We start from the raw sequence: 24,906 nt of genomic DNA, 5'->3' as shown, positions 1-24,906 counted from the left end.
CTTCCCTTGCTCTTATCGCGAGCAATTGGCTCAATTGGAGCAAGATGATGAGCACGAAATTCTTCAAAGAAGCAAACGAGCACTTCACCAACATGTTTGGCATCAGCATCGACGAAGCGGGCTTCTCAGAAGCCGAGTTCAAACAGCGCTATGGCGATCTTTCAGCTCTCGAAGCAGCTCACCAAATTGGTCGCGACTACGACCTGGATCGAGTCGATCACGGCTGGAGCTGAGCAATAAAAAAGCCCCGAATTTCCGGGGCTTTCTTCGTCTGCAGCGCGGCAGGTTCTACCAGAACTTCTGCAGGACAGTCTTGCCTTCAAGATCAGTCTGGACGACCTTGTATGTCACCTTCAAGCCTTTGACGGCAGTGTCAACAGTGTATTCAACCTTGCCGACCACTTCGCCTTCGGCGCTCAGGATTGAATAATTGTCGACGTCTACGTTTCCCATAAAACCTGTCTCGCGCGAGCTGTCTAGGCGAAGCGTCTCGCCGTCCTTCAATTGCAAGTGTTCTGAAAAAGACATCGGCGTTCTTCTTGAGTGAGTGCGTCGTTGGGGTCAGTCAATCGGCGGATCAAACGAAGCAAGCTTCGGTGGGATCTTGACGCCAGCTTCTTCCATACACACGAAATTGCAACCTTCCTTCTCGCTGATTGGGGCGAGACTCCGCGCGTCGTAAGCCTTGAAGAATCGCTTGGAAGGTGCCTTGTCTTCGATGACCACCAGGATCGGCCGAGACTCTCCCAGGCACACGGCAGTGACTCTTCCGACACCCAAAGGCGGGGTGATGATCTTCTGCCCGGACGTGACCTTCATCGTCACCTCTCCATCGTAGTTCCATCCGCCAACGCGGCCATCAGTTCGGTTTTGATTGACCCCCGTGTATTCGATGATGCTTGGGCCGCACAGGCCCTTGGCCGTGTTGTTGAACCTGTCGAAAGCCAAGTTACCAAGGTCCTGAGAGTAGGACGACTGCGTAATGCTCAGCAGGAAAAGTCCCGCGAATACGGTGTGTGATTTCATCCTTGATCCCCTTGTTGCTCAAAGCGAGCAAGCAGATCACAACGTAGATCACCCCCGACTTCAACCCCCCCTGCGCCAACGCCCCCCAGGGGGCTGGCTGTGGAACGGGCTATCGCCCATCATCAGGCCGAGCCAAGCGGCCCTCATAGCTCATGCGGGCGAAGCCGCAGCGCAGCTGCCGGGTGGAGCGATAGCCCCAGCTTACCCGCCGCCCCCTTGCAGGGGGCAAAGGCGGAAGGGGTGAAAAGTGCTGACGAGCTTGCTCTTTCCTTGATCCAAAAAAAAGCGCGACAGCGCCCTTCTTTCCTTTAGCTTTAAACCTAAAAGCCTTAAGGGGCTGGAAACCACTGTGCCACAAGCGATTTCGGCTGTTTCGGTTCTAGATATATCGCATAAAGTTCTTGAAATATCGCAGTGATGGTTCTCGATATATCGCAGTGCGGTTCTAGCTATATCGCGCAAAGTTCTCGATATATCGCAGGAGAATTTAACCTAAGCGTTTAACAGTTTGCCGTTTGAAGTTGACAAAAGTTGATATTGGCCTATTCCTTAATTGATGTCATTTTAAGGAGATGGTTTCGTGTGTAAAGAAGATATTTATTCTAAAATTCCATTGGGGCTGGCGCGATCCGCCCTTTTTGGAACGTCTATGGCAGTGAAGAGTGAGCGCGTAGAAATTCATCTCGAAGACACCAGCTTAGCCGTTCAAAATCTACGCGCCACCAAGGTGAGCTACACAGGGCCTGTGCTCAATCAGCATCACTCTTTGCTGTGGCAGAGCATCATTTCTGCATATGTCGAGCAGGAGACCGACACCGTTGAAATCAGTGGGAACGAGTTGCTGCGAAGGATGGGTAATAAATCGACCTGCTCGCAGATGCACAGTCGCCTGGTCAACATGCTCAGAGATCTACGAAGCGGGGAGATCAGCTATCAAACGGCAACACACGACTACATCGGAGGGTTGGTCTCTGGAGTGAAGATTGCCAGAGTCAACGTTGGGACGAGGGTTCGGAAAGGGAACATCACGATCACGATCAACAACGAATTATCCAAGCTCTTTGATGATGAAGTTCTGGTCAATGATCTGACTCGCAAAGTGTCGCTTGGGAATAATCAGCTTGTATTGTGGCTTCACGACTTCATTGCTACTCACAAAGTTGTTCCTCCAATTTCGCTTTTGGAGTTAAAACGCCTGGCGCGTTCCGGGTTCGAGTTGAAGAAATTTAAATTTGAAGTCAAGAGGGCGTTGGTAGTTTTGTCTGCCCCGGAGTGTGGACTAGTTACCGGTTTCTCGATTAATAAGCACAACGTGCTTTCTGTCAGCAAATCTCGCACCAACGTCGTCATCCTTGATCAATTCCGAGCGGCAAAGGCTTCCGGTGACGCCTCAGCGTCCTCCGAAAAGAAGGGGTCAGTCTTGGCGCGTCATCAACGCGCAATGCGAGCGAAGGTCGCTTTATGACTATGAGACGGCTAAGCGTAAAGGAGAGGGCTCGATTGGTGCGAAAGCTCAAGCGGGGCGACGAGAAGCATTCGTCCCTCGCCCGTGAGTTCGGTCTGACCAGGCAACGGATCGGTAGCATCTGCATCCAGGTCGGCGCACCTCGTAGAACTGAAATGCTAGAGAAGAAGCGTCTCGAAATCGCGGCGTTGCTTGTTAGAGATCCTGGGCACTGTCTCGCCCAGCTTGCACGAGAGCAGCAGGTCTCAGGTTCTCTTGTTCAGAGCGCTAGAAAGATGGTCGGCCATGAGCCAGTTTCGATAAAGAGACTTAAGAAGCGTGAGGAAATAAAAGCTCTGCTGCGCCATGCTCTCAAAAAAGGTATGACACGGAGTGATGTTTCCGGTGTATTTCCTAACTCTCGAAAAATAATTTCCGATGTCGCAAGAGAGATGGGTATATCTCTTGGTCCGTCCGGACCATTGATCAAACGGCTAAGACCAAGCGGCGATGATTTGATTTGACAAAGGCCACTTAGAGTGGCCTTTAGTTTATCTGGATCCAATTCTCGCAAGAGATGACTCAATCGTTCGAATGCTTCCGATAGCCTTCGCCGCGAAGCAGTCAAGTCCGATCATCAAGCAAGCGATAAGAACTAGCCATGTGATCAGGCGTCTCATGCGCCCGTTCCCAGGGCACTACTGATCAAGCGGCCAATTCCGGACAGCGCTGCGTAGCATCCAAGCAAGGCAAAGACCGTAAGCGTTGCCATCGAGCCTAATGAAATTAAAAGGCTTTCGTGGTTGAAAAGATATTTGAACATGATGATCTCCTTTAGATGATGGGGCTTTGAGTGCCTTTCATTGATTAAGAGGCCGATTGAACTTTTGTCAAGTATTTGGAGTAAAAACTATTGACAAAAGTTTGAACTGCCTTTTCTTCAATCTAGGGAATAACCCTAATTGGAGATCAGCATGAAAATCAAATATGAATCGCCCAGGGTTTTCTAGACAGTCGTCAGCCGTTTAGTGCGTACTGCTTCTCGAACTCTACCGGGGACAGCCCGTCGTTGGAACTGTGCCGCCGTTTTGGGTTGTAGAACATCTCGATGTACTGGAAGACGTCGGCCCGTGCCTCGTCGTGATTGCTGTAGATCCTCCGCTTAATACGCTCCCGCTTCAGTAGCTGGAAGAAGCTCTCCATCGCTGCGTTGTCATGGCAGTTTCCTCGTCGACTCATGCTGCACACGATGTCGTGCTCGCGCAGGAAGCTCTGCCAGTCTTCGCTGGTGAACTGGGTTCCCTGGTCGGAGTGAAGCAGAAGCCCGGGGCTTGGCTTGCGCCGCCACACTGCAGCCAATAGCGCCTGCAAAACCAGGTCCGTATGTTGAGTTGGTCGGGTTGCCCATCCAACGACCTGACGCGAAAACAGATCAAGCACTACCGCCAAGTACAGGAAGCCGTCGTACGTGCGGATGTAGGTGATGTCCGTGACCCACGCGCGATTTGGCTCACTGACTTTGAAGCCGCGAGCCAGAACGTTCTTGGCGACTGATCCAACAGGGCCGCTCAATGGGCGTGGTCGCCGACCGTAGCCGACCATTGCCCGCAGCCCCTCGCTCTTCATCAAGCGTGCCACGCGATGACGACTACACGTCTCGCCAAGCTCGCGCAGATCTGTGGTCACTTTGCGGTGGCCATACACAGAGCCGCTTTCCAGCCAGCTGTGCTTGATTAGGCCGAGCAACCGCTGATCGTCCTTGTCGCGAGCGCTTGCCGGCTCTTTTAGCCAGGCGTAGTAGCCACTGCGATGGACGCCAAGCATCCGACACATCGCCGCGAGGCCGAACTCATCTGCGTGTTGCTTCATGAAGGCGTACTTTGCTCTTACCCCTTTGCAAAGTACGCGGCGGCTTTTTTTAGGATGTCTCGCTCTTCAGTGACCCTGCGTAGCTCAGCCTTGAGGCGGCGCACTTCCGCGTTCTGGTCCTGCTCGACACGCCGGCCAACATCGCCTTTGCCTTGTTGCCGCTTCCAGCCGTAAAGACTATGGATCGACACGCCCAGTCGCTCGGCAACCTCCGCTACCGGACGGCCGTACTCAACGATCTGTCGGACCGCCTCGATCTTGAACTCATCGGTGTACCGCTTCGTGCTCATAACCACCTCCGCCTAAGCCATAGTTTATGGCTGCGAGGTGTCTACGGAACCCTGGGCGATTCAATATGACATCGACACAACGGTCAAGTTTTATCAAGTTCATTTGAACCAAAAAGAAGAGCGAGCATCGCGTTTAAAGAACCGAGCTAAAGATCGAGATAGACGAATGATGGGTCATTGGAACCGTCAGCGCGCATCACAAGTCCAAGCGGTGCTCTCATGAAGATATGCATGTTGAACGGTAAAGGGGGAGTAGGGCGCACGACTCTCACGCTCAATCTCGCTCATTGCTTGCAGTGCACCTACCCAAGTTCCAGCGTCTATGTCGCTGACTTGGACGTCCAAGGTTCATCCCTCGCCTGGTCAAGGCTGGCCGGGGAGACGGCCTTCACGGTGGGTGTCGTGAAGTCACGGGCACAGCATGACTTCCATATCTTCGACACCGCCCCAAAGCTTCCTGAGAATGGTCTCCTGCCTGACGCTGACGTCTACATCATCCCAACGCTCTTGGATGCAGTGAGCTTTGTCGTGTTCTTGAAAACGATGGAGCTCGTGCGAAAGAAAAGCTTGCCTCACATCGTGGTGGCAAACCGCTTCAATCCCGACCGCTCAGAGCATCGGCAGCGCTTCGCACAGCTTCCTCCCGGGGCGCTGATCGTGAGGGATCGGGCAATCTTTGCCTCGTGTTATGGCTACGGGGAGACTGTCTTTGATCGGGCGGGGGTGAGAGCCAGCCACGCTCAGCAGGACGTCAAAGCGATTGCGCGAACAGTGAGAGGCTTTGATAGCCGAGCCTGGGGCGATTTATGAGAAAGGTCCCAAACCTCGACACCGCGCTAGACGTCATTCATCAGCCCGGGCATCGCAGCGAGAAGCGGGTCAACGTCGAGCTGAGGTCCGCGCCCGAGCTAGGTGACCACGAGTGCCGGCGGTCCTACTTTGACCTGGAAGACCGGCCCAGAGAGGGGAGTGAAGCCCTTTTGCAGCTCCATCGCACAGCTCGGCTCCGCGACTACCGCACTCCTGAGGGCGTTCGCACAAATCGTTCAATGATTACCGTGCCGCCGCGCCTCAGAGACACAATCCAAGAGTTCTTGGATGACCCTAGCGAGCCTTGGACAACAGGGCTGATAGCCCTTGCGGAATACGGGGCGCAAGTGCTGAGGAGCGAGCGGAAGGTCTTGAAGGTCACTCGTGCTCGATCAGCGGGTGACGCATCTGAGTAGCTCAACGGAAGACCAGTTCATCGAAGCTGCCAGAACGGGTGACCTGGTCACGTTGCGTGAGCTGCTGGACCAGGTGGACCCAAAGGTCCAGGACTCGAAAGCTCTGGCGGTCGCAGCAATGAACGCTCGACTCCAAGCCGCCCTAGTTCTCTATCCACTCTCTGACCCGCTGGCCATCGAGCATTGGTGTCACCTGCGCCAAGGCACAGACCCTGATCTGATCCTGCGGATGATCGAGTGGGCTAGGGCAGGGAGCGCGGGGCCAGGTAGCCCCAGCGAATACAGCAAAGCCATGGCAATCGCTGCGGAGGAGGAGCATCAGGGCCTCATGGAGCTTCTCTATCTCCACTGCTGTCCTGGTGCAGCTGTGAGGTATTGCCAGGAGAGAGCTTGGTTTGCGGCATCCAGGCGGTTAGAAGCCTACTTCTTAGACCGGGCGACACCAGTTCCAAATGCGCGTGCTGTTGGCCGGAGGTTGTGAGGACAGTCTTTGCTCTCCTGGTTATTTGTTGAAGTTTTTATATTAAGGGGTATTGACAAAAATGCGATTGGCCTTTTACTGGGAAAAAGGAGATCACTATGACTAATGAAGAACAACTAATTCGAGCTGCAAAGTATGGACAGCTAGAGGTCGTTAAAGCCTTAATTCCCGTTTTAGATCCGAAGGCCAACGATTCGCAAGCTTTGAGGAATGCGGCGGGAAATGGGCACAAAGAGATCGTTGAAATGCTGATTCCCGTTTCAGATCCAAAGGTCCGTGCCTCGCAGGCCTTGCGAAGTGCGGCGGAAAATGGGCACAAAGAGATCGTTGAAATGCTGATTCCCGTTTCAGATCCGGAGGCGTATCACTCCGAGGCATTGTGGGATGCCGCATTTAACGGGCACAGCAAAATTGTTGAGTTGCTTATTCCTGTTTCAGATCCAAAGGCAAATGACTCAAGAGCATTGATAAATTCTGCATACAAAGGTTTTAATGATGTTGTGGAAATGCTTATTCCTGTTTCAGATCCAAAGGCAAATGACTCGTCGGCCTTGCGCAATGCGGCTTACAATGGGCATAAAGAAATTGTTGAAATGCTCCTTCCTGTCTCAGACCCAAAAGCAAATGACTCGGACGCACTGAGAGATGCCGCACGTGGGGGCTATGAGGAAATTGTGGAAATGCTTCTGCCTGTCTCAGATCCAGAAGCAAATGACTCGGAAGCGCTGAGAGAGGCCGCATTTAACGGATATAAAGAAATTGTTAAAATGCTTCTGCCGGTCTCAGATCCAAAAGCAAATGACTCGGAAGCACTGAGATATGCCGCATTTAACGGATATAAAGAAATTGTTAAAATGCTTCTGCCGGTCTCAGATCCAAAAGCAAATGACTCGGAAGCACTGAGATATGCCGCATTTAACGGATATAAAGAAATTGTTAAAATGCTTCTGCCGGTCTCAGATCCGAACGCAGAAGGCTCAGATGCATTGGCAAGCGCTGCATCTAAAGGGCATAAAGAAATTGTTGAATTGTTAATTCCCGTGTCTGATGTGGAAGCTGCTTGCGAACAGCTTGATGAATCAGGAAAATCACTTCTAAAAGCTATGGAGGCGGATTTCTGGATGAAAGAGCTTCAAGCCTCAACTGTCCAAATCCCACAGAGCTTCAATCAATGCGTTGATCAAGCTAGGTCTGACAGCTTGGGCACTGCGGCAGCTCCAAGAGCCCAGGCCAGGAGACTCTGATGCACCTACCCAAGTTCAAGACAGAGCCCCTTAGCTGGGGCTTTTTGTTGTGTCTGCCATTCGTCGCCTTGCGCTGCGCCCTCAGGTGCTAGGTAGCTGGGGCAGGCCTAATGCGCCGAAATAAATTCGCCAATCTTGATCTTAAAAGCTTGACAAAAGTTCGATCTGCCTTTTGCTTGATTTATCCACTCAATAAAGGAGATCACATGAAAATCAATGCAATTCAACGGCTCATCTGCAAGGCTCGTGAGGCCGGAGTTATTTCGATCAAAGAGGGTGTCTTTCTTTCAACTGGAGCAAGCATCAAGGAGAAATTGCTTGTCTGGGATGAGGCAGCGTCTGCAAATGTCGTAGACGAAGAGCTTTGGATCTACACAGATAAAGGGCTGTTTATGCCGCTGGGTCAAACGCCAGAGCGCGAGCTCAATTGCTATGTATAAGAAAAAACCGCCGAAAGGCGGTTTTTTAATGGCTGCATCTATTGACAAAAGTGCCATCTGCCTTTTACTGAATTCATCCACTCAAAAGTAAAGGCATTCACACATGAATACTCAATCAAAGAAAAAGCATTCAGTAACAGCGTCTCAATTCAGTGCGGCATTTCAAGCGCTGGCTCGATACGAAAAACGCCAAGCGCGATTAGAGCACCCGGAGGGATCATTTGACAGAGCGGCGCGCTGGTATCCTTCGGGAAGAGATAGCCAAGTGATCTCTTTCGTGCGTGAGCCGTCGAGGTCCTTCCCCAACTCTTACAACCTCTCCTGCCGTAGTCTTGCTCACTGCGAACGCTATGAAGATGCCGATCATGATGTCGTTCTACTTATGAGGCGAGCGCTTAAAAAAAACGACATGACCGCGTCAGATGACGGGGCGAGAGAATACTTACAAGACTTGCTTACCTGAAATTGCAATCATTAAGGCAAACATTCAATAGGCCGCCGAAAGGCGGCTTTTTACTGCTTTGGGTGTTGACAAAAATGCGACTGGCCTTTTACTGAGGAAAAGGAGATCACTATGACTAATGAAGAGAAACTAATCCAGGCGGCGATGTATGGGCAGCTAGAAATCGTTAAAGGCCTTATCCCAGTCTCAAATGCTAAGGCGAATGACTCTGAGGCGTTGAGAAGAGCTGCGGAAAAAGGCAATAGGGAAATCGTCAAGATGCTGATTGCAGTTTCTCAGCCGACAGATTTAAATTCCAGGGCCTTAACTGAGTCTGCAAGACATGGCCATAAAGAAATTGTTGAGATGCTGCTGCCCGTATCGGAGCCGCTTGCAAACAACTCCGACGCGTTGCGAGTAGCTGCATTGAACGGAAAAAAAGACATTGTCGAATTGCTGCTCCCTGTCTCCGATCCAAAGAAGCATATATCCATTTTAGTGGGGGCTTCAAAAAACGGCCATGAATCGCCCAGGGTTTTCTAGACAGTCGTCAGCCGTTTAGTGCGTACTGCTTCTCGAACTCTACCGGGGACAGCCCGTCGTTGGAACTGTGCCGCCGTTTTGGGTTGTAGAACATCTCGATGTACTGGAAGACGTCGGCCCGTGCCTCGTCGTGATTGCTGTAGATCCTCCGCTTAATACGCTCCCGCTTCAGTAGCTGGAAGAAGCTCTCCATCGCTGCGTTGTCATGGCAGTTTCCTCGTCGACTCATGCTGCACACGATGTCGTGCTCGCGCAGGAAGCTCTGCCAGTCTTCGCTGGTGAACTGGGTTCCCTGGTCGGAGTGAAGCAGAAGCCCGGGGCTTGGCTTGCGCCGCCACACTGCAGCCAATAGCGCCTGCAAAACCAGGTCCGTATGTTGAGTTGGTCGGGTTGCCCATCCAACGACCTGACGCGAAAACAGATCAAGCACTACCGCCAAGTACAGGAAGCCGTCGTACGTGCGGATGTAGGTGATGTCCGTGACCCACGCGCGATTTGGCTCACTGACTTTGAAGCCGCGAGCCAGAACGTTCTTGGCGACTGATCCAACAGGGCCGCTCAATGGGCGTGGTCGCCGACCGTAGCCGACCATTGCCCGCAGCCCCTCGCTCTTCATCAAGCGTGCCACGCGATGACGACTACACGTCTCGCCAAGCTCGCGCAGATCTGTGGTCACTTTGCGGTGGCCATACACAGAGCCGCTTTCCAGCCAGCTGTGCTTGATTAGGCCGAGCAACCGCTGATCGTCCTTGTCGCGAGCGCTTGCCGGCTCTTTTAGCCAGGCGTAGTAGCCACTGCGATGGACGCCAAGCATCCGACACATCGCCGCGAGGCCGAACTCATCTGCGTGTTGCTTCATGAAGGCGTACTTTGCTCTTACCCCTTTGCAAAGTACGCGGCGGCTTTTTTTAGGATGTCTCGCTCTTCAGTGACCCTGCGTAGCTCAGCCTTGAGGCGGCGCACTTCCGCGTTCTGGTCCTGCTCGACACGCCGGCCAACATCGCCTTTGCCTTGTTGCCGCTTCCAGCCGTAAAGACTATGGATCGACACGCCCAGTCGCTCGGCAACCTCCGCTACCGGACGGCCGTACTCAACGATCTGTCGGACCGCCTCGATCTTGAACTCATCGGTGTACCGCTTCGTGCTCATAACCACCTCCGCCTAAGCCATAGTTTATGGCTGCGAGGTGTCTACGGAACCCTGGGCGATTCACACTGACAATGAAAATCTTTGCAAAATTCCATTAGATGATTTTACGAAGGATAACGTCATTCGTGGACTGTGCTTTTCTGATAACGCTCTAGATCACTTTGGTGACGTAACGTATCGAATAGAGCTTAAAGATGAGTGGAATATGCTCACTACCGATATGCTTCATAACCTGGATGAATCACCAACCAATTCTATTGACTACATGTCTGACAGGCATGGAAACCCGTTAATTGTTAGAGAGGAAGATATTAGGTCTGCGTTCGAAAAAGCCTGCCTTGAATTCGATTACGATAAAGAACAGTGGGAGAACCTGTGGACATGCGCGATTGAGTTTGACGACTGTAGTGGCAACGATGAGCTTATTGAATATGCCAATGGAGAAGATCCAGCCTGGGATTTGCAGAGCATACGCGGCCGAACCGCCTATCATCTTGGTCTGGCCGGAGCTGTGATTTCAGATGAGAACGGAACTTCATACATCATCTCAGATAGCAGCCTTCGGCTTGATCGAGTCGAATACGATGACGAGAACATGGAGGATGGGTGGTGTGTCGTGGAAAGGTGCTCGCATACCAAGCGCGCTGATGAGTCTATGTTGACCCAAGAAGAGTTCCAGACAAACAAAGTGGAAGCTCCACCGAGCTTCAAGGAATGCGTTGCGAGCCAGCGTAGTCTTGGTCCGTCCTCAGCAATGCAAGTCACCAGTTCCCGTCGTCTTTGATCCAGCGCACAGCGCGTCCGCCGGGTGTCAGGAAAATCTGACACCCTCGTCTTCACGTAGCGCTTACAATGCGGTTGTCGTCAAGGGAACAGGGGAAGTTCGTGCGCTCTACCATTTCACCGGCCGTCCTGGCCGCACTATGCGTCTTTTTTGTAGGTTGTCAGCAGGACGCGGCTTCAACAACCTCCGGTCACGTGGCAAACAGCAAGCCTCCGATTGTCATTACAGAGGAGCCTTGGGTAGGCAAAGCCTTCGATGGTGAGACGGTTCGTTTAAATCCTCCCATCCGGTTCTACCAGGAACTCATCCGGGCGCGCAACCAGGTGGCAAAAGGCGAGTTCGAAACCACTGCGGACTATGAGAAGCGGAAAGCGGAGCTATCTCTACCTGTTGGCATTGATGCCGGCAAAGTCTATCTCTTCGAATTCACGACGAAGGTCAAATATGATGCTGATCAAGGGGCGTATACAGCGGATCCCAGCTTTTGCACGGACTACGATTTCACCGCCTTGAAGAACACATTGGCTTGCCGCCTGGCTAGTGTCGAGGGTGCGCCGCTAGTCAACAGGCGGGAGGTCTACGGACAGACCCAACTGTTTGAGAAGAAGACAGACACCGAGTATTCGGTGCTCATGTCCCCACAAGATGTTCGTAAGATCGCTAAGCGTTCCTCCCAATACGCAAGCTATGCGTTGCCCTCGAAGTGTCCAGTGGCAGTAGAGGAAGCTAAAAATTACGGCCCGATTGCCATGGCTTACGGTGTGACCTTTGAGCGACCTGACTTCGTCAAGGGAGACACCATGCATCTGCACACCTATCCGGAATATAAGAACGAATGGGACGTAGAAAAGATAGGCGTCTTTGGCAAGATGGCATCACTGGTCTGCTACATCAACGACGAGCACAAGCGTGTGGTCTATCGGCAGGTGCTCTAGATGCCACACTCTAAGATTCGCAGGCGAACGCGGTTCGTGCACGGGCTGGCTCTTCTGTTCTTGGGGCCTCTCGCGTCTTGGCTCGCCTTCGGGCTACTTGTGGAGTTCCAGGAGTCGCCAAGCTCGGTAAGCACGATTCCGTCAACTTGGGGCTACTACCTCGGGATCACGGCGATCCCGATGATCTTCGGGTTGATTCTTGTCGCATTTGTGCGCCCAGCATATGGATGGCTGATCTATGCGCTCGGCGCTGCATTTATGCTCTACGGACAGGCTGCATTGTCGGCCATGCCAACTCCTTACTGACCGGACCAAGCCATGCTGAAAGAGTTCCCCAAGCCGTTGGCTGCCACCATTGGTGATGTCGTTGGCTCCTACTACTACAGCCACCGACGCTTGGAGACGATGCTCTACGAAGCAGGCGCTTCTGGCGATGTTCCTGAGGGAAATTGCGTTGACAAGGTTCAAAATTGGCTTGTGAGAGAAGGGAAGGAGGATGTCTCTAAGGCCTTCACGATCCTTGGCAAGCTCATTGAAACGCTGATGGATGGTGAGGTCTCGACCTGGGACCCCGACAAAGAGCTCACAGCTCGCAAGCGAATCAACGAAATTCTTGCTCGCTATCAACTGTCCTATGGACTTGGTGGCCGCATCCTGGGCGCTCACTCTGTCACAGCTCCAAGTAAGGCGTTCGGCGAGGCTTTGAAGGACTTCTCAGTTGCAGAAGTGGAAGAGGAATTTGAGCGAGCGGTTAGGTTCATCGATAGTGATCCGGCTGCTGCTGTGACGGCAGCATGCGCTATCGTTGAAGCTCTTTGTAAACACTACATCGCCACTGAGCGCCTGGACCTACCCACGACTCAGACGGTTAAGCCGCTTTGGGTTGTCGTTGCGAAGCACTTGAAGTTGTCCCCGGAACAGCTGGAAGACGATGATTTGAAGCGTGTGCTGTCTGGACTCAGCTCGATCATCGATGGTCTGGGAGCCTACCGAACACACGCGGGCAGTGCTCACGGTCAGCACAAACGCACTTACAAAGTTGCTCCCAGGCACGCGCGCCTTGTCGTCCATTCCGCCCATTCCCTTTGCCTTTTTGTGGTAGAGACGTGGAAAGAGCGCAAAAAGGGCGGAAAGTAGTAGTTACTCCATCAAAGAGAAGATGCTAGTTCAATGACGATTGGAACTCTGGAAAGCCTAACTGAAAGCGAGCTCCTTGATCGAGCTATGCAGGAGATGTCGAAGTGCCCTGGATATCCAAAGATTGGCGCGGTCATATCCAAAGGTGGAGTGGTGCTGTCAACGGGGTTCCGTGGGGAGGTGGCCGGTGTCCATGCCGAACGAGTTGCCATTGAGAAGCTGAGTGCAGATCAACTCAACGGCGCTAAGCTCCATACAACACTCGAACCCTGTGTTGAGATTAACGTCAAACAAGACAAAAATCTTGCTGTGAGTTGATTTTAGAATCCGGGATATCGACGGTCAGTATCGGTGTTCTAGACCCAAATGGCCGTATTTACGCAAATGGGATGAACTCTCTTCGCGATGGAGGATTGAATATTGAGGTTTTCCCTCTCGCAATGCGACAGAGCATTGAGGCTGTGACCTTTCCCTTTGACGACTTTAGCAAGGCGATTGGCGATGGGAAGCGCCGCATTCGTTCGGTCAAGAATGGTAAGAAGTTTGAGGTTCAATTTTCAAAGGACGATCACAGGAAAATCAGCTTTCGTGTCAGTCCTCTCTCGATGCCACTCGATCGCATTGATCTCATTTCAGATAACGACTCAGTGCGCTTGGCGCCGAACATCACAACGTTTGGAGATATCCCTGATCCGTTGTTCTACCAGGATCCTTCGCACTACGCGAGGCTCGGGGTGGGGGAAATCGCAATTATTGCTAAAGCTAACGCTACCATGGCACTGCTCGTGAAAATCTTGGATATAAGCAGCACTGATATCTTTATTCAGTGGGAAGTGAGAGAACTTTTGTGAAGTCGATTCCTCGCGAGGTAGTGAGATGATCAAGCTATCGCACCAGGAAGACTTGGAAAAATCCACGGAGCCAAGCTCGGTCATCCTAAGCCCCGTTTTTGCAGTGCTGACATCCAGGCACGAGTGCTGGACATGCGCAGCCGTGGTGCCGGTCAGCGCTTTGTGGGTGCCAAGCTTCGTTGAGCGCTTCGATGACGGCGAAGAGCTGTCCGTCGCAGACGCAGCCGTTCTGAGATTTGTAGAGACGATCAATCTCCCGGCCGCGCAACACATCTCGTCAGCTGCACCCTGGATGCTGATGTCAACGACGAAGGGATCGGGCGCGCGCTACCTTGCCAACCATTGTCAGGCGTGCTCGGTAGTGCAGGGCGACTTCCAGCTGTTCGGAGTGGATGGACCGTTTGGGTTGGTCACATTGGAGAAGCGGGGGACAGAGCACATCAGTGTTCGCTATGTCGATTGTGCGATTGAAGCTGTGGCTGGTATTGCCCAAGCAACGTGGATAGATCAAATCTCTGCGAGAAATTTGCAGCCACAGTAGTTTTTCAGCCGTCCAGCTGACTGATAGCCTCGCTTTCGCGGGGCTTTTTTATGCCGGGTGCCGATGCTGAACAAGCATTTATGGAAAGGGACAGTGTGCACGTGGAGGTTTTTTAATGCAATGCATATATTTGTTTTCGAAGCTTAGCAGCCCGCTAAGTGTCGGAGACAAAAATGAGTTTTATTGATTTGACTGAGTTGCAGTCCGAAGATTTTAGCGTCCTGATGCACTACGATTTGGCAGGCCTCATTCAGCGTTTCCTCCCGCTGGATATTGAAATCGAGGATGTTTATTGCGAAATCCTGCGTCATGCTGAATGGGCGATTTGCGTGGGGGTGTTCCGCACTCGACAAATTGTAAATGTCATCATCGGGTTTAATTTTTTTGGGCACTCAATTCGTGTTGAAGTCCACCTCTCCGCGTGTGGGATCCTCTTGGATGTCGCGGAGGATGCTCAATGAGTTATTATTTTGAGAGTGTGCTTGAAGATGCATGTCGCTGCAGTGAATTTATCGAGTTTTGGTTGGAAGAAGAAGATGAGTCGGCGAGGGCCGAAATCCTTGGGTTTGCAGCGATCTATTCAAAGAAGAACCTGTTTGAATGTTTCTTTGACGAACAGATGATCTCCGCAGATATCCTTGCTCAAGCTCTTCATATCACTTGTTGTTACGGAAAAAGATCCAGCAATCGAATTGTGCGTATTGCTAAAAACAGAGGGTTGCTCGTTGGACACGGGGCGTATTTGCTCTCGCGCAATAGTCGAGCTGAATCGCCCAGGGTTCCGTAGACACCTCGCAGCCATAAACTATGGCTTAGGCGGAGGTGGTTATGAGCACGAAGCGGTACACCGATGAGTTCAAGATCGAGGCGGTCCGACAGATCGTTGAGTACGGCCGTCCGGTAGCGGAGGTTGCCGAGCGACTGGGCGTGTCGATCCATAGTCTTTACGGCTGGAAGCGGCAACAAGGCAAAGGCGATGTTGGCCGGCGTGTCGAGCAGGACCAGAACGCGGAAGTGCGCCGCCTCAAGGCTGAGCTACGCAGGGTCACTGAAGAGCGAGACATCCTAAAAAAAGCCGCCGCGTACTTTGCAAAGGGGTAAGAGCAAAGTACGCCTTCATGAAGCAACACGCAGATGAGTTCGGCCTCGCGGCGATGTGTCGGATGCTTGGCGTCCATCGCAGTGGCTACTACGCCTGGCTAAAAGAGCCGGCAAGCGCTCGCGACAAGGACGATCAGCGGTTGCTCGGCCTAATCAAGCACAGCTGGCTGGAAAGCGGCTCTGTGTATGGCCACCGCAAAGTGACCACAGATCTGCGCGAGCTTGGCGAGACGTGTAGTCGTCATCGCGTGGCACGCTTGATGAAGAGCGAGGGGCTGCGGGCAATGGTCGGCTACGGTCGGCGACCACGCCCATTGAGCGGCCCTGTTGGATCAGTCGCCAAGAACGTTCTGGCTCGCGGCTTCAAAGTCAGTGAGCCAAATCGCGCGTGGGTCACGGACATCACCTACATCCGCACGTACGACGGCTTCCTGTACTTGGCGGTAGTGCTTGATCTGTTTTCGCGTCAGGTCGTTGGATGGGCAACCCGACCAACTCAACATACGGACCTGGTTTTGCAGGCGCTATTGGCTGCAGTGTGGCGGCGCAAGCCAAGCCCCGGGCTTCTGCTTCACTCCGACCAGGGAACCCAGTTCACCAGCGAAGACTGGCAGAGCTTCCTGCGCGAGCACGACATCGTGTGCAGCATGAGTCGACGAGGAAACTGCCATGACAACGCAGCGATGGAGAGCTTCTTCCAGCTACTGAAGCGGGAGCGTATTAAGCGGAGGATCTACAGCAATCACGACGAGGCACGGGCCGACGTCTTCCAGTACATCGAGATGTTCTACAACCCAAAACGGCGGCACAGTTCCAACGACGGGCTGTCCCCGGTAGAGTTCGAGAAGCAGTACGCACTAAACGGCTGACGACTGTCTAGAAAACCCTGGGCGATTCAAGCGATGTTTGAGCGCGCATACAATTATCGATCAATTTCGGATCGTCACTTGAAAATGCTCTACGAAAATTCTGATCTTGCTGAACTCTCTCGATGCGAGAAGCTGACGGGGTTCGGTGACGTAAAGAATTGAGAGTCAGCTGGGTTGGAGAGATAAAAGGCGAGCTTCCAAGACAGCGAAAGCGCTGTCCTGAATCGCCCAGGGTTTTCTAGACAGTCGTCAGCCGTTTAGTGCGTACTGCTTCTCGAACTCTACCGGGGACAGCCCGTCGTTGGAACTGTGCCGCCGTTTTGGGTTGTAGAACATCTCGATGTACTGGAAGACGTCGGCCCGTGCCTCGTCGTGATTGCTGTAGATCCTCCGCTTAATACGCTCCCGCTTCAGTAGCTGGAAGAAGCTCTCCATCGCTGCGTTGTCATGGCAGTTTCCTCGTCGACTCATGCTGCACACGATGTCGTGCTCGCGCAGGAAGCTCTGCCAGTCTTCGCTGGTGAACTGGGTTCCCTGGTCGGAGTGAAGCAGAAGCCCGGGGCTTGGCTTGCGCCGCCACACTGCAGCCAATAGCGCCTGCAAAACCAGGTCCGTATGTTGAGTTGGTCGGGTTGCCCATCCAACGACCTGACGCGAAAACAGATCAAGCACTACCGCCAAGTACAGGAAGCCGTCGTACGTGCGGATGTAGGTGATGTCCGTGACCCACGCGCGATTTGGCTCACTGACTTTGAAGCCGCGAGCCAGAACGTTCTTGGCGACTGATCCAACAGGGCCGCTCAATGGGCGTGGTCGCCGACCGTAGCCGACCATTGCCCGCAGCCCCTCGCTCTTCATCAAGCGTGCCACGCGATGACGACTACACGTCTCGCCAAGCTCGCGCAGATCTGTGGTCACTTTGCGGTGGCCATACACAGAGCCGCTTTCCAGCCAGCTGTGCTTGATTAGGCCGAGCAACCGCTGATCGTCCTTGTCGCGAGCGCTTGCCGGCTCTTTTAGCCAGGCGTAGTAGCCACTGCGATGGACGCCAAGCATCCGACACATCGCCGCGAGGCCGAACTCATCTGCGTGTTGCTTCATGAAGGCGTACTTTGCTCTTACCCCTTTGCAAAGTACGCGGCGGCTTTTTTTAGGATGTCTCGCTCTTCAGTGACCCTGCGTAGCTCAGCCTTGAGGCGGCGCACTTCCGCGTTCTGGTCCTGCTCGACACGCCGGCCAACATCGCCTTTGCCTTGTTGCCGCTTCCAGCCGTAAAGACTATGGATCGACACGCCCAGTCGCTCGGCAACCTCCGCTACCGGACGGCCGTACTCAACGATCTGTCGGACCGCCTCGATCTTGAACTCATCGGTGTACCGCTTCGTGCTCATAACCACCTCCGCCTAAGCCATAGTTTATGGCTGCGAGGTGTCTACGGAACCCTGGGCGATTCAAAGAGGGTGTAACCCCGCTTATTCGTGACCTGGCTTGATCCGTTGGCGTTGAGCTTCGCGTCTGATGTATCAGCAACTTCGACGAGAGCAAAGGAGCGATTGAGAGTGCGACCGATAAGTGCGCCACCTTCGCCCAGCCAGACTGAGCCTTCATACCGGCCTGACAGGCTCGTTTGACCTTCGCGCATAGTGGACTGTGCTTGTAAGCGTCCTGCGCGGGTGTCGAGCCCGGCATTGGCGTAAGAGCCCGTGTCAGACGTCCCCAATCCATAATTGATCTTTCCAGCTCGGCCATTGAACGCCACGCTTCTGTGGTCATCGCTGAACGACATGCTCGCTCGCTGTCGGTTGCCAAATGGCCGGGTGTAGAACACATAGAAGCCGCTCTCATCGCGGTCTCGATAGAGCTGGACGCTCAACGTGCTCTTGGCACCTGAGTAGCGTCCGGTGAGGCTCAGGCGCTCGTTCTGAGCCCCTGTGGAATAGGTGTTCGAAGACCAGGACAATCCAACCTGGAATGGGCGATGGGTGTATGAGAGGCTCGCCAAGTTGCTTCTGGTGATGACAGATCCGCCGCGCCATTGATCACTGAGCTGCCAGCTGTCCGTTGAGCGTTTCTGGGTCTGAGCGTTGATGGACCAGTTGCGAGTCTGATAGCTGTAACCAGCAGAATATGACAGTGAGCTTTGCCCATCTGATTGGCTTGCCAAGCTGCTTAGATTGAGAGCGCCGGCCGTGCCCAGGACGATGGTTGCATCCAAGCCTAGGTTCGCGTTCCTCCCCATCAGCTGCGCAGACGATCCAAGCGTAAGGAATGAGCTGACGCCTCTGCGGTAGAAGCCCGCGAGCGCAAGATCTCGGTAGTCGTTACCAATGGATCCGAAGCGGCTCAGGCCGCCAGTCACAGCCCATTCTGATGCCCCGGGGCGCAGGGCACGGTTGGTAAAATAGAAGTCACTCTGGATGATCTGTTCGCGTCCAAACTGGTCTCTCAGGACGACAGACGACGAGTTCAAGCCATTGAGCATCGATCCCTGTTCGATGGAGTAGGGCCCTTGGTCGAGGTTGAGCTGGCGTTGCCTCTCATTGTTGAGATAGATCTCCGCAGTTGTCCGGCTATCCGCGATGCCGGCGATGACTGGGACGGGGTAGAGATCGCCCCTAAGCTCGCGCTCCGTGCCGACTTTGAAGCCCAGCAAATTCGACGTGGACGTGATGCCTAGCGTAGGCGTAAAGACATCCCCGATCTCCACCGAGAGTCCCTTCATGATGTAGTCCTTGGTCCATGTCGTGAGTCCCCGTGTGTTGGTAGAACCACCCGGTTGAACGTTCAGTTGCCCCGTGTTGATCAGCACACCACCTGCGAGACCTGTTCGCATGTCATAGCCCCAAGATGCTGCCCAGTCGCCTCTGGATGAGCGGATGACGGCGAGATCTTGGTTGATCAAGATGCCCTTCGGTGCGGGGTCTGCCTCTACAAGCGCGTCCGCTGATCCCACGACCTGAGGCTTGAAATATTTGCCAGGCACGGTGAGAGCGACGAGCTGCTTCTCACCGTTCACTTCCACCCCGACACCGAGTGCTTTCATGCTCTGGATAGAGGCGAAGTCCCCGATCAAGCCGTAGCTTTTGAGCTTTGCGGATGGGACGAGCAAATCGCCGTCATCCGTTGTTGTTGCTAGAAGTGCCTCATCGACGGTTTTGCCGTTGATCGCAATGGCATAGATGCTCTCAGCACCATATGAATTCGAACACCAAAGAAGAGGGGCTAGCGCAAAGGCGCGCCAGGCCATTACTCAATCACTAGCTCAGTAGCGACGCCATTGATCAAAGCCTTGACCGATGTCGCGTTGCCCTTGGAAATGATCATTTCTTCGCCTGGAAGCAAGTAGCCAACCAAGCCATCACGACGATAGCTGCCATAGTTGAGGTTCGCGATCTGGGCGGTTATCGGGCTTGCGTTGCGAAGAACAATGGTTGAACCGGAAGCCTTTGCGGTGACCGTGGCTCGATCAGATGCACGCCAAAAAATAGGGAAGTTCATGTTGAAGACGGGTTCAACCCCAGTCGTCTCCAGCTTCTTGACGTTCTTTTCTTTCACGACGACGCGATAAGCAAGCTCACTGCTGGACGTCTCGGTGTTGATGAAGCGGACCACTTGAGATTTGCCTGCTTCGAGATAGAAGGAGCTCGGAGCGAAACGGATCGCATCAATTGGTGTGCGGATCTGCGTTCCGTCAACTAAGGTCCATTTAAATGCTTGGAGTTGATATTCTTTCTTTTCATTTGACGTGTTGACGATAGTCAATGAGCCATTGTTCCTGCTCGGGTTGATGGTTTGGGCCAGGGGCGAAACTTGCATTGCATTTGACGCAAATGGACATAGCGTTAATGCCGCGCTTAACAGTAGATATTTCATTGGATCTCCGAATTTTTGAGTGTTCTTCACAAATAACCCGGGTCCAAGGATTGTCAAGCTGTGTGAAATAAAAAAAGCCGCAACAATGTGCGGCTCTATGTTCAAAAGTTCAATTAGGAAAGAGCGTAGATGTAGAGGTTGGATCGTGCTGTGCACGCTCTGTTTTGGCTCTGAACAGTCCAGCCCCAGGAAAGAAACCGATCCCTACCCATAGCGATGCAGGTTGCTTCCAATCCTACCGGGCACCAAGTTGAAACCAGTGCTCGTTCAAGAATTAGAGATGATGGTTCGCCAGCGCTCGCCACCAATTTGGGTGGGGTCTGCCCATGTCGTCTCGCCCACTTAGACTGACCACACTCAGTTTTCATTTCAACATGGGGGTAGTCTTTGGGTGAAGTCCACCGGCCGCCCCAATTCAAGCCAAGAATTTCAGCCAGCTCGCCGAACCGCTCATAGCCTGCGATGACGTGCGGATCGCCCAAATTCCAGCTCGGCTTTCCATTGACATAGATGGCGGCATCCAGGGCTAAGCCATAGTTGTGGCAGCTTGACCAGGCTCCAACACTGGTGACGCCCGATGCAGAGGCGAGTAGGGCGGTTTGACGTTCAGGGCTTCGATATCCTTCAACTGGTCTTAGATCAAAGCCTTCATCTGTCATGACCTCTTGAATGGCTTCGATCTTTTCTCTGAGATCAGGATGGACGCCTTTCCAGACCCGTTCTTGAGCTGGGTGGAAAAAGCGATAGATACGTCCGCGTGGCTTCTTGGTAGGCTTCAGTTTTTCGGCTTGGTTCGAGTTGCTATCGGATACGATTTCTCCGTAGAACAGTGGAGACGAGGATCCGAAGATGATGCCACTTGAACCCTGATCAAAAATTCGAACCTGGGCAGTGCTCGGGCTCATTAGGAATTTAGATGACGTGAGCTGTTCCAGATAGCTTTGTTGGGTAGCAAGAACGGTAGATGGTGCGAGGAGTATGAGTAAGCTTAAAAGCAGTTTGCGCATTGGATCTCCGGTTTTATTTGAGTGTTAATCACAAATAAGCCGAGGCCGCGCGATGTCAAGGATTCAGGCGTAAAAAGGCCGCCATTGGCTGGCGGCTTTAAGAGCTGGTGTAACTTCGAACTTATTTGCTTTTCATGCGTGCATTGAAGGCGAGAGAGATAGCGGCAGTCATATCTTCACTGCTCAAAAGAAGCAGGGATCGAACCACTTCCTGGATGCTGGTCTCAACATCTCCCCGGCTTTCGAGCTCATCGATCTTCTTCCCGAGTTCTACGGGATCGGGATTGAAGTAGCGCATGAACATTTTCAAGTCTTTGTGCCCAGAGATCTTCGCCGCTTCTGCTGGGTTGAGATAGTGGCCAAGTTCGGTGATGCGGGTATGACGAAGATCGTGAATTCGCGCGGTCAAGATGTCGGGGTTGTCTTGGCTAGTTGCGACGTCCGAACGTGCCCGGTCCCAAGCCTGGGTTATCGTGTCTGGCCGAGACCTTTTGCCGCGACGTGATACGAAGACCGGACCTCTTTTTTCTGATGACGACTTATGCCGCTCTTCCAAAAGGCTCAGTGCATCTTTGTTGAGCGGAATTGTCCGTTCAACATATTTGCCATCATTGGCCTTTGTTCCGCGCAGTCGTGCGGTCTTGTTTTTAAAGTTGATGTCTGACCAATCAAGCTTAATGCACTCAGAGCGTCGAGCCGCAGTAAAGCGGGCGAAACGGATGACATCAATGGTTGCCGGATCTGTTCGTCCTTTTTCCAAGCGATCAATGATCGAGTTCCACTCGTCTTCTGTGAGGGTCCTGGATCGTGAATCGTCTTGATTCAGGGATTTGAGTGTGGCAATGGGTGAGCGGATATCGATCTTCCAGGCGTCATAGGCATGCTTAAAGATCGTTTGGATTGTGGTCAAGGCGCGCTTCTTGCTTCCCGGCACAATTTCGCGAACGGACCCGTCTTTCAGGACTTTTACGTAGAGATTGACGAAAGAGGTTGGGTGCTTGCCCAGGAAATCGTCACTCGTGAGGTCCTTGGCGAGCTTGCTGGTAAGGAGCGGCATGCCTGTTTTATGCAGCCCCAAGCCCTTGCCGGTGCCCAAAAACAACATGATGTTCGACCGGTCAGTCTTCACAGAAGAGTGTTTGATCACACCCGAATCGATCTCATCCACATAGCGCCGCAGGAGGTCTCCAAACGTCCAGGCGTCGGCCGTGTTGGCGAAAGGGGTCTGCCGGAGCTCGAGGGAGGCGTGTTCACGGCTCACGTAGGCTTCGGCCATGAGCCTTGCCGTATCGATATGGTGCTCGGTCCCGACCTTGGCCTTGGGATCGACTGGGTAGCGTTTGAGTGGGAATTTGAGGGCCTGGCCGTCCAGGGACCGCCTGATCCGGGCCTCCCACCGCAGTTGGCCATCGGTCCGCAACGTCACGCCAGCCGCAAGGCTCACGGCCTGGGAGGGCTTGATCCCTGAGGGCAGGGCACCGGAAAACGACTTGATTCTGCCCTTCTTGACGACCTTCTTCTCTTTGCTCACGAGTCCAACCCCTGTATCCTTAACGGGCAACTGCTGCAAGGCCCCGTGGCACAATTGGATAGCGCGCGTCTCTCCTAAAGACGAGGTTGCTGGTTCGAACCCAGCCGGGGTCACCAATTTAGGGCACTCGCCACAAGAGTGCCACAGCGTTGCCACCTTTCACGCCTAAAGCCTTGCAGGGCTTAGGTTTGAGGATAACGTGGTTTTCCCTCCTAAGGGGAAGGTCGCCCGTTCGAATCGGGCCGGGGTCACCAACCACAGTCGTAGCGTATCCGCGCCCCAGCTCATGGCCCCTGCGGAGCTACCGGATCCCGGGCCCTTCAGGTGAGCAAGGGTGTGATCGAAAGAGCGCCCCGGTCATGAGTGCGCCCCTTGATCCTGATGATCATTCCCGGCGCTGCTTTTCCAATGCCTCGCTCACACTCTTGGCAGCAAACGCCTTGTATTCCTTCGAGAATGCCGTCAGCTGCTCCAATCCGGCCGGTACGCCGACCATGCCTGGCCGCTGGGCGTACGCCTTCATGAAGGCGCAGTCATCCGGAAGCATTGACGAAAGCAGTTCGCTGTCGGCGATGCTTGGGCTCCACATCGTGCCGTTCGCGGCCATCGGAAGGATGAACGTCATCTCCCCCGTGTAACCACCGAAACTGTTCTTGGAGTTCACGGTCCCACAGGCAACCTCTCCGTCGAACATCGGGAAGACGTCCGTGACGACGATCTTGGCGGAGTCGGGGTCCTTGAGGTGCTCCTTGAGCCCAGCTTCCACCCGTGCGATCTGCTTTTCGTGATCCGTCGGGCCGCACCCCGCAACCGTCAACACCATCGCAGCCAACAGTGCGCACTTCTTCATACCCATTCCTCCTTGAATTAGGGAGCGAATGGTAGCTGAGCAAATGGTGCATTTACACCTTCCCGGGCCGCTCATAATCCTCAGGCTTGGCCCCATGCTCCGCCTCCGGCATGTCCTTGTCCTTCCACCGGGCGTCATCGTTCCTCAACTTGTCCGGCGTGTGGCTCTTCTGCTGGTCGTCTTCTTTCGTGGCCGGGGCTCGCGGTGTCGTGTTCATGACATGTCCTCGTTGATCAGTGATCCAGCGTCTGCTTGCCCGACGTCCCACCCTGGCCGAAATTCGGCTGGGTGATCCCATCGTCCTCGCGCACGCCGTCCGGCTCACCTTCACCGGCTTTGCCGCCCTTGCCGTGGCCGTGCTGGTTGTAGCCGTCGTTCTCGGCCTTCAGGCGGTCGGCATCCGGATCTTTTTCGTCCTTGTCATCCTTCGGCGGCTTGGCCGCGACGAACGGGGAGATCGGATCGCTCGCAGGGAAGGTCTCTTCGAGCGCTTCGTCGTGGTTCTCCGAGGTGCGCTGCTTGTCGACCTTGCCGTCCGCTGGAGGGCAGTTGTGGGTGGCATGGGCGTCTTCGGTGGAGGCGGGCGGGGTTTTGTCGTGCTGCATGGCATATCTCCTGCGCAAACGGGTAGGGCGGTGATGCCCCGACGCTAGCCCTGCCGCTGTTACGCAGCGGCAGGTGTCCTGTGAAGGGCGGGTGCTCCCATGGGCTTCACCCGGGAGTTCCTATCGTCCAGACCTCGCCACACGGAGGCTGCTGCCATGCATGCGATGTTCGAGCTGGGAATGGAATGGTGGGAGTTCGTCGTCCGCGCGGTTGCGGTGTACGTGGTGGTGCTGTTGCTGACCCGCATGAGCGGCAAGCGCTCAATGGGGCAATCCACCCCGTTCGACATCCTGGTGATCGTGCTGCTGGGCACGGCCGTGCAGAACTCGTTGATCGGTGAGGACACCTCGCTGCCCGGCGGGCTCATCCTGGCTGCCACCCTGATCGGGCTGAACTGGTTCGTCGGCTTTCTGGGCGCGCGCAGCAAGCGCCTCAACGAGATCGTGGAAGGGGTCCCGGTGGTGCTGGCGCGGCACGGCACGATCTACTGGGACCAGGTGAAACGCTGCAATGTCAGCCCGGCCGATCTGGAGGTGGCGATGCGCGCCAACGGCTGCGAGGGCTTCGGGCAGGTGGACCTGGCGGTGCTGGAAACCTCCGGCGAGATCACGGTGAACAAGCGCCGTTCCGAAGGCGATGACTGAGCCGAGGCGTTCGCTCGGCAGCG

General features: G+C 54.0%; 31 protein-coding genes and 1 tRNA gene. 19 read left to right on the top strand and 13 right to left on the bottom strand.

Features of this window, described 5'->3' with window-relative positions; genetic code table 11:
* Positions 1–47: 47 nt before the first annotated feature.
* Positions 48–233, top strand: coding sequence for a hypothetical protein (locus POS15_RS08565; protein ID WP_180846042.1), 186 nt, complete (start codon positions 48–50; stop codon positions 231–233).
* Between the two features lie 55 nt (positions 234–288).
* On the opposite strand, the gene POS15_RS08560 is transcribed toward POS15_RS08565, so the two are convergent.
* The gene (locus POS15_RS08560; protein WP_180846041.1) at positions 289–528 is read right to left on the bottom strand and encodes a hypothetical protein; all 240 of its coding nucleotides are present in this window, start codon (positions 526–528) and stop codon (positions 289–291) included.
* Positions 529–561: 33 nt separating this feature from the next.
* On the bottom strand, positions 562–1,026 hold the full coding sequence (locus POS15_RS08555; RefSeq protein ID WP_180846040.1) for a hypothetical protein: 465 nt from the start codon (positions 1,024–1,026) through the stop codon (positions 562–564).
* A gap of 580 nt (positions 1,027–1,606) precedes the next feature.
* Between POS15_RS08555 and POS15_RS08550 the strand changes: the two genes are divergently transcribed.
* Positions 1,607–2,491: a hypothetical protein gene (locus tag POS15_RS08550; RefSeq protein WP_284129458.1), complete on the top strand. Its 885-nt coding sequence runs from the start codon at positions 1,607–1,609 to the stop codon at positions 2,489–2,491.
* 38 nt (positions 2,492–2,529) lie between these two features.
* The gene (locus tag POS15_RS08545; RefSeq protein ID WP_284129457.1) at positions 2,530–2,994 is read left to right on the top strand and encodes a hypothetical protein; all 465 of its coding nucleotides are present in this window, start codon (positions 2,530–2,532) and stop codon (positions 2,992–2,994) included.
* Between the two features lie 152 nt (positions 2,995–3,146).
* Here POS15_RS08545 and POS15_RS08540 read toward each other — a convergent pair whose 3' ends face one another.
* Positions 3,147–3,293, bottom strand: a complete 147-nt coding sequence (locus tag POS15_RS08540; protein WP_156455827.1) for a hypothetical protein — start codon at positions 3,291–3,293, stop codon at positions 3,147–3,149.
* 194 nt (positions 3,294–3,487) lie between these two features.
* A protein-coding gene (locus POS15_RS08535) for an IS3-like element ISStma9 family transposase (RefSeq protein WP_087944428.1) occupies positions 3,488–4,629 on the bottom strand; the annotation gives its coding sequence in 2 pieces (ribosomal slippage) (positions 3,488–4,392 and positions 4,392–4,629; 1,143 coding nt in all).
* 231 nt (positions 4,630–4,860) lie between these two features.
* Here POS15_RS08535 and POS15_RS08530 point away from each other — a divergent pair.
* From POS15_RS08530 to POS15_RS08510, 5 genes are all read left to right on the top strand, one after another.
* Positions 4,861–5,439, top strand: coding sequence for a ParA family protein (locus POS15_RS08530; RefSeq protein WP_284129456.1), 579 nt, complete (start codon positions 4,861–4,863; stop codon positions 5,437–5,439).
* A gap of 995 nt (positions 5,440–6,434) precedes the next feature.
* Positions 6,435–7,580, top strand: coding sequence for an ankyrin repeat domain-containing protein (locus POS15_RS08525; protein WP_284129454.1), 1,146 nt, complete (start codon positions 6,435–6,437; stop codon positions 7,578–7,580).
* 206 nt (positions 7,581–7,786) lie between these two features.
* Entirely contained in the window at positions 7,787–8,020 is a 234-nt protein-coding gene (locus POS15_RS08520; RefSeq protein WP_164084997.1) for a hypothetical protein, read from the top strand.
* A 103-nt stretch (positions 8,021–8,123) separates the two neighbouring features.
* Positions 8,124–8,483, top strand: a complete 360-nt coding sequence (locus POS15_RS08515; protein WP_164084998.1) for a hypothetical protein — start codon at positions 8,124–8,126, stop codon at positions 8,481–8,483.
* Between the two features lie 111 nt (positions 8,484–8,594).
* Positions 8,595–9,005, top strand: coding sequence for an ankyrin repeat domain-containing protein (locus POS15_RS08510; RefSeq protein WP_284129453.1), 411 nt, complete (start codon positions 8,595–8,597; stop codon positions 9,003–9,005).
* Positions 9,006–9,012: 7 nt separating this feature from the next.
* Here the strand turns inward: POS15_RS08510 and POS15_RS08505 are convergent.
* Positions 9,013–10,154 (bottom strand): IS3-like element ISStma9 family transposase gene (locus tag POS15_RS08505; protein ID WP_087944428.1). Its coding sequence is split into 2 segments (ribosomal slippage): positions 9,013–9,917 and positions 9,917–10,154, totalling 1,143 coding nucleotides; the frame shifts between segments, so codons are not numbered across the junction.
* Positions 10,155–10,191: 37 nt separating this feature from the next.
* On the opposite strand from POS15_RS08505, the gene POS15_RS08500 reads away from it, so the two are divergent.
* From POS15_RS08500 to POS15_RS08460, 9 genes are all read left to right on the top strand, one after another.
* Complete coding sequence (locus POS15_RS08500; RefSeq protein ID WP_284129452.1) at positions 10,192–10,938, top strand: hypothetical protein; 747 nt, start codon at positions 10,192–10,194, stop codon at positions 10,936–10,938.
* A gap of 101 nt (positions 10,939–11,039) precedes the next feature.
* Positions 11,040–11,873: a hypothetical protein gene (locus POS15_RS08495; RefSeq protein ID WP_284129451.1), complete on the top strand. Its 834-nt coding sequence runs from the start codon at positions 11,040–11,042 to the stop codon at positions 11,871–11,873.
* A gap of 318 nt (positions 11,874–12,191) precedes the next feature.
* Positions 12,192–13,010 (top strand): abortive infection family protein, encoded by an 819-nt coding sequence (locus tag POS15_RS08490; protein WP_284129450.1) that lies wholly within the window; start codon positions 12,192–12,194, stop codon positions 13,008–13,010.
* 33 nt (positions 13,011–13,043) lie between these two features.
* Positions 13,044–13,328: a hypothetical protein gene (locus POS15_RS08485; protein ID WP_284129449.1), complete on the top strand. Its 285-nt coding sequence runs from the start codon at positions 13,044–13,046 to the stop codon at positions 13,326–13,328.
* 71 nt (positions 13,329–13,399) lie between these two features.
* Positions 13,400–13,861 (top strand): hypothetical protein, encoded by a 462-nt coding sequence (locus tag POS15_RS08480; protein WP_284129448.1) that lies wholly within the window; start codon positions 13,400–13,402, stop codon positions 13,859–13,861.
* A 25-nt stretch (positions 13,862–13,886) separates the two neighbouring features.
* Positions 13,887–14,402, top strand: a complete 516-nt coding sequence (locus tag POS15_RS08475; protein ID WP_284129447.1) for a hypothetical protein — start codon at positions 13,887–13,889, stop codon at positions 14,400–14,402.
* A gap of 173 nt (positions 14,403–14,575) precedes the next feature.
* Positions 14,576–14,863: a hypothetical protein gene (locus POS15_RS08470; RefSeq protein ID WP_284129446.1), complete on the top strand. Its 288-nt coding sequence runs from the start codon at positions 14,576–14,578 to the stop codon at positions 14,861–14,863.
* Complete coding sequence (locus POS15_RS08465) at positions 14,860–15,189, top strand: hypothetical protein (protein WP_284129445.1); 330 nt, start codon at positions 14,860–14,862, stop codon at positions 15,187–15,189. The genes POS15_RS08470 and POS15_RS08465 overlap by 4 nt, the downstream gene beginning before the upstream one ends.
* Before the next feature lie 41 nt (positions 15,190–15,230).
* Positions 15,231–16,372, top strand: a protein-coding gene (locus tag POS15_RS08460) for an IS3-like element ISStma9 family transposase (protein ID WP_087944428.1) whose coding sequence is annotated in 2 segments (ribosomal slippage) — positions 15,231–15,468 and positions 15,468–16,372 — 1,143 coding nt in all. Because the reading frame shifts where the segments join, the coding sequence is not laid out codon by codon here.
* 249 nt (positions 16,373–16,621) lie between these two features.
* Here POS15_RS08460 and POS15_RS08455 read toward each other — a convergent pair.
* The 5 genes from POS15_RS08455 to POS15_RS08435 all read right to left on the bottom strand — a co-directional run bounded on the left by POS15_RS08455 (position 16,622) and on the right by POS15_RS08435 (position 22,783).
* Positions 16,622–17,763, bottom strand: a protein-coding gene (locus POS15_RS08455) for an IS3-like element ISStma9 family transposase (RefSeq protein ID WP_087944428.1) whose coding sequence is annotated in 2 segments (ribosomal slippage) — positions 16,622–17,526 and positions 17,526–17,763 — 1,143 coding nt in all. Because the reading frame shifts where the segments join, the coding sequence is not laid out codon by codon here.
* Positions 17,764–17,804: 41 nt separating this feature from the next.
* A complete protein-coding gene (locus POS15_RS08450) occupies positions 17,805–19,619 on the bottom strand; it encodes a fimbria/pilus outer membrane usher protein (RefSeq protein WP_284129444.1) in 1,815 nt (604 codons plus the stop codon).
* A complete protein-coding gene (locus POS15_RS08445; protein WP_284129443.1) occupies positions 19,619–20,245 on the bottom strand; it encodes a fimbria/pilus periplasmic chaperone in 627 nt (208 codons plus the stop codon). Before POS15_RS08445 ends, POS15_RS08450 begins: the two co-directional genes overlap by 1 nt.
* Positions 20,246–20,358: 113 nt before the next feature.
* Positions 20,359–21,252: a M15 family metallopeptidase gene (locus POS15_RS08440; RefSeq protein ID WP_284129442.1), complete on the bottom strand. Its 894-nt coding sequence runs from the start codon at positions 21,250–21,252 to the stop codon at positions 20,359–20,361.
* 121 nt (positions 21,253–21,373) lie between these two features.
* Positions 21,374–22,783: a site-specific integrase gene (locus POS15_RS08435; RefSeq protein ID WP_284129440.1), complete on the bottom strand. Its 1,410-nt coding sequence runs from the start codon at positions 22,781–22,783 to the stop codon at positions 21,374–21,376.
* 39 nt (positions 22,784–22,822) lie between these two features.
* On the opposite strand from POS15_RS08435, the gene POS15_RS08430 reads away from it, so the two are divergent.
* Positions 22,823–22,899 (top strand) — tRNA-Arg (locus tag POS15_RS08430).
* A gap of 269 nt (positions 22,900–23,168) precedes the next feature.
* Here the strand turns inward: POS15_RS08430 and POS15_RS08425 are convergent.
* Genes POS15_RS08425 through POS15_RS08415 form a run of 3 tightly spaced genes read right to left on the bottom strand, consistent with a single transcriptional unit; the run spans position 23,169 to position 24,238 of the window.
* A complete protein-coding gene (locus POS15_RS08425) occupies positions 23,169–23,633 on the bottom strand; it encodes a hypothetical protein (protein ID WP_046272591.1) in 465 nt (154 codons plus the stop codon).
* Between the two features lie 52 nt (positions 23,634–23,685).
* Positions 23,686–23,850, bottom strand: coding sequence for a hypothetical protein (locus POS15_RS08420; RefSeq protein ID WP_284129438.1), 165 nt, complete (start codon positions 23,848–23,850; stop codon positions 23,686–23,688).
* Positions 23,851–23,866: 16 nt separating this feature from the next.
* Positions 23,867–24,238 carry a hypothetical protein gene (locus POS15_RS08415; protein ID WP_284129678.1) on the bottom strand — a complete coding sequence of 124 codons (372 nt, stop codon included), beginning with the start codon at positions 24,236–24,238 and terminating at the stop codon, positions 23,867–23,869.
* Between the two features lie 156 nt (positions 24,239–24,394).
* Here POS15_RS08415 and POS15_RS08410 point away from each other — a divergent pair, with 156 nt between their 5' ends.
* On the top strand, positions 24,395–24,883 hold the full coding sequence (locus POS15_RS08410) for a YetF domain-containing protein (RefSeq protein WP_070473017.1): 489 nt from the start codon (positions 24,395–24,397) through the stop codon (positions 24,881–24,883).
* The last annotated feature ends 23 nt before the right edge of the window (positions 24,884–24,906 follow it).

The organism is Stenotrophomonas sp. BIO128-Bstrain (assembly GCF_030128875.1).
Taxonomy (GTDB): Bacteria; Pseudomonadota; Gammaproteobacteria; order Xanthomonadales; family Xanthomonadaceae; genus Stenotrophomonas; species Stenotrophomonas bentonitica_A.
The sequence above is the reverse complement of the archived record's forward strand: the minus strand, read 5'-3'. Positions and strand labels throughout refer to the sequence as shown.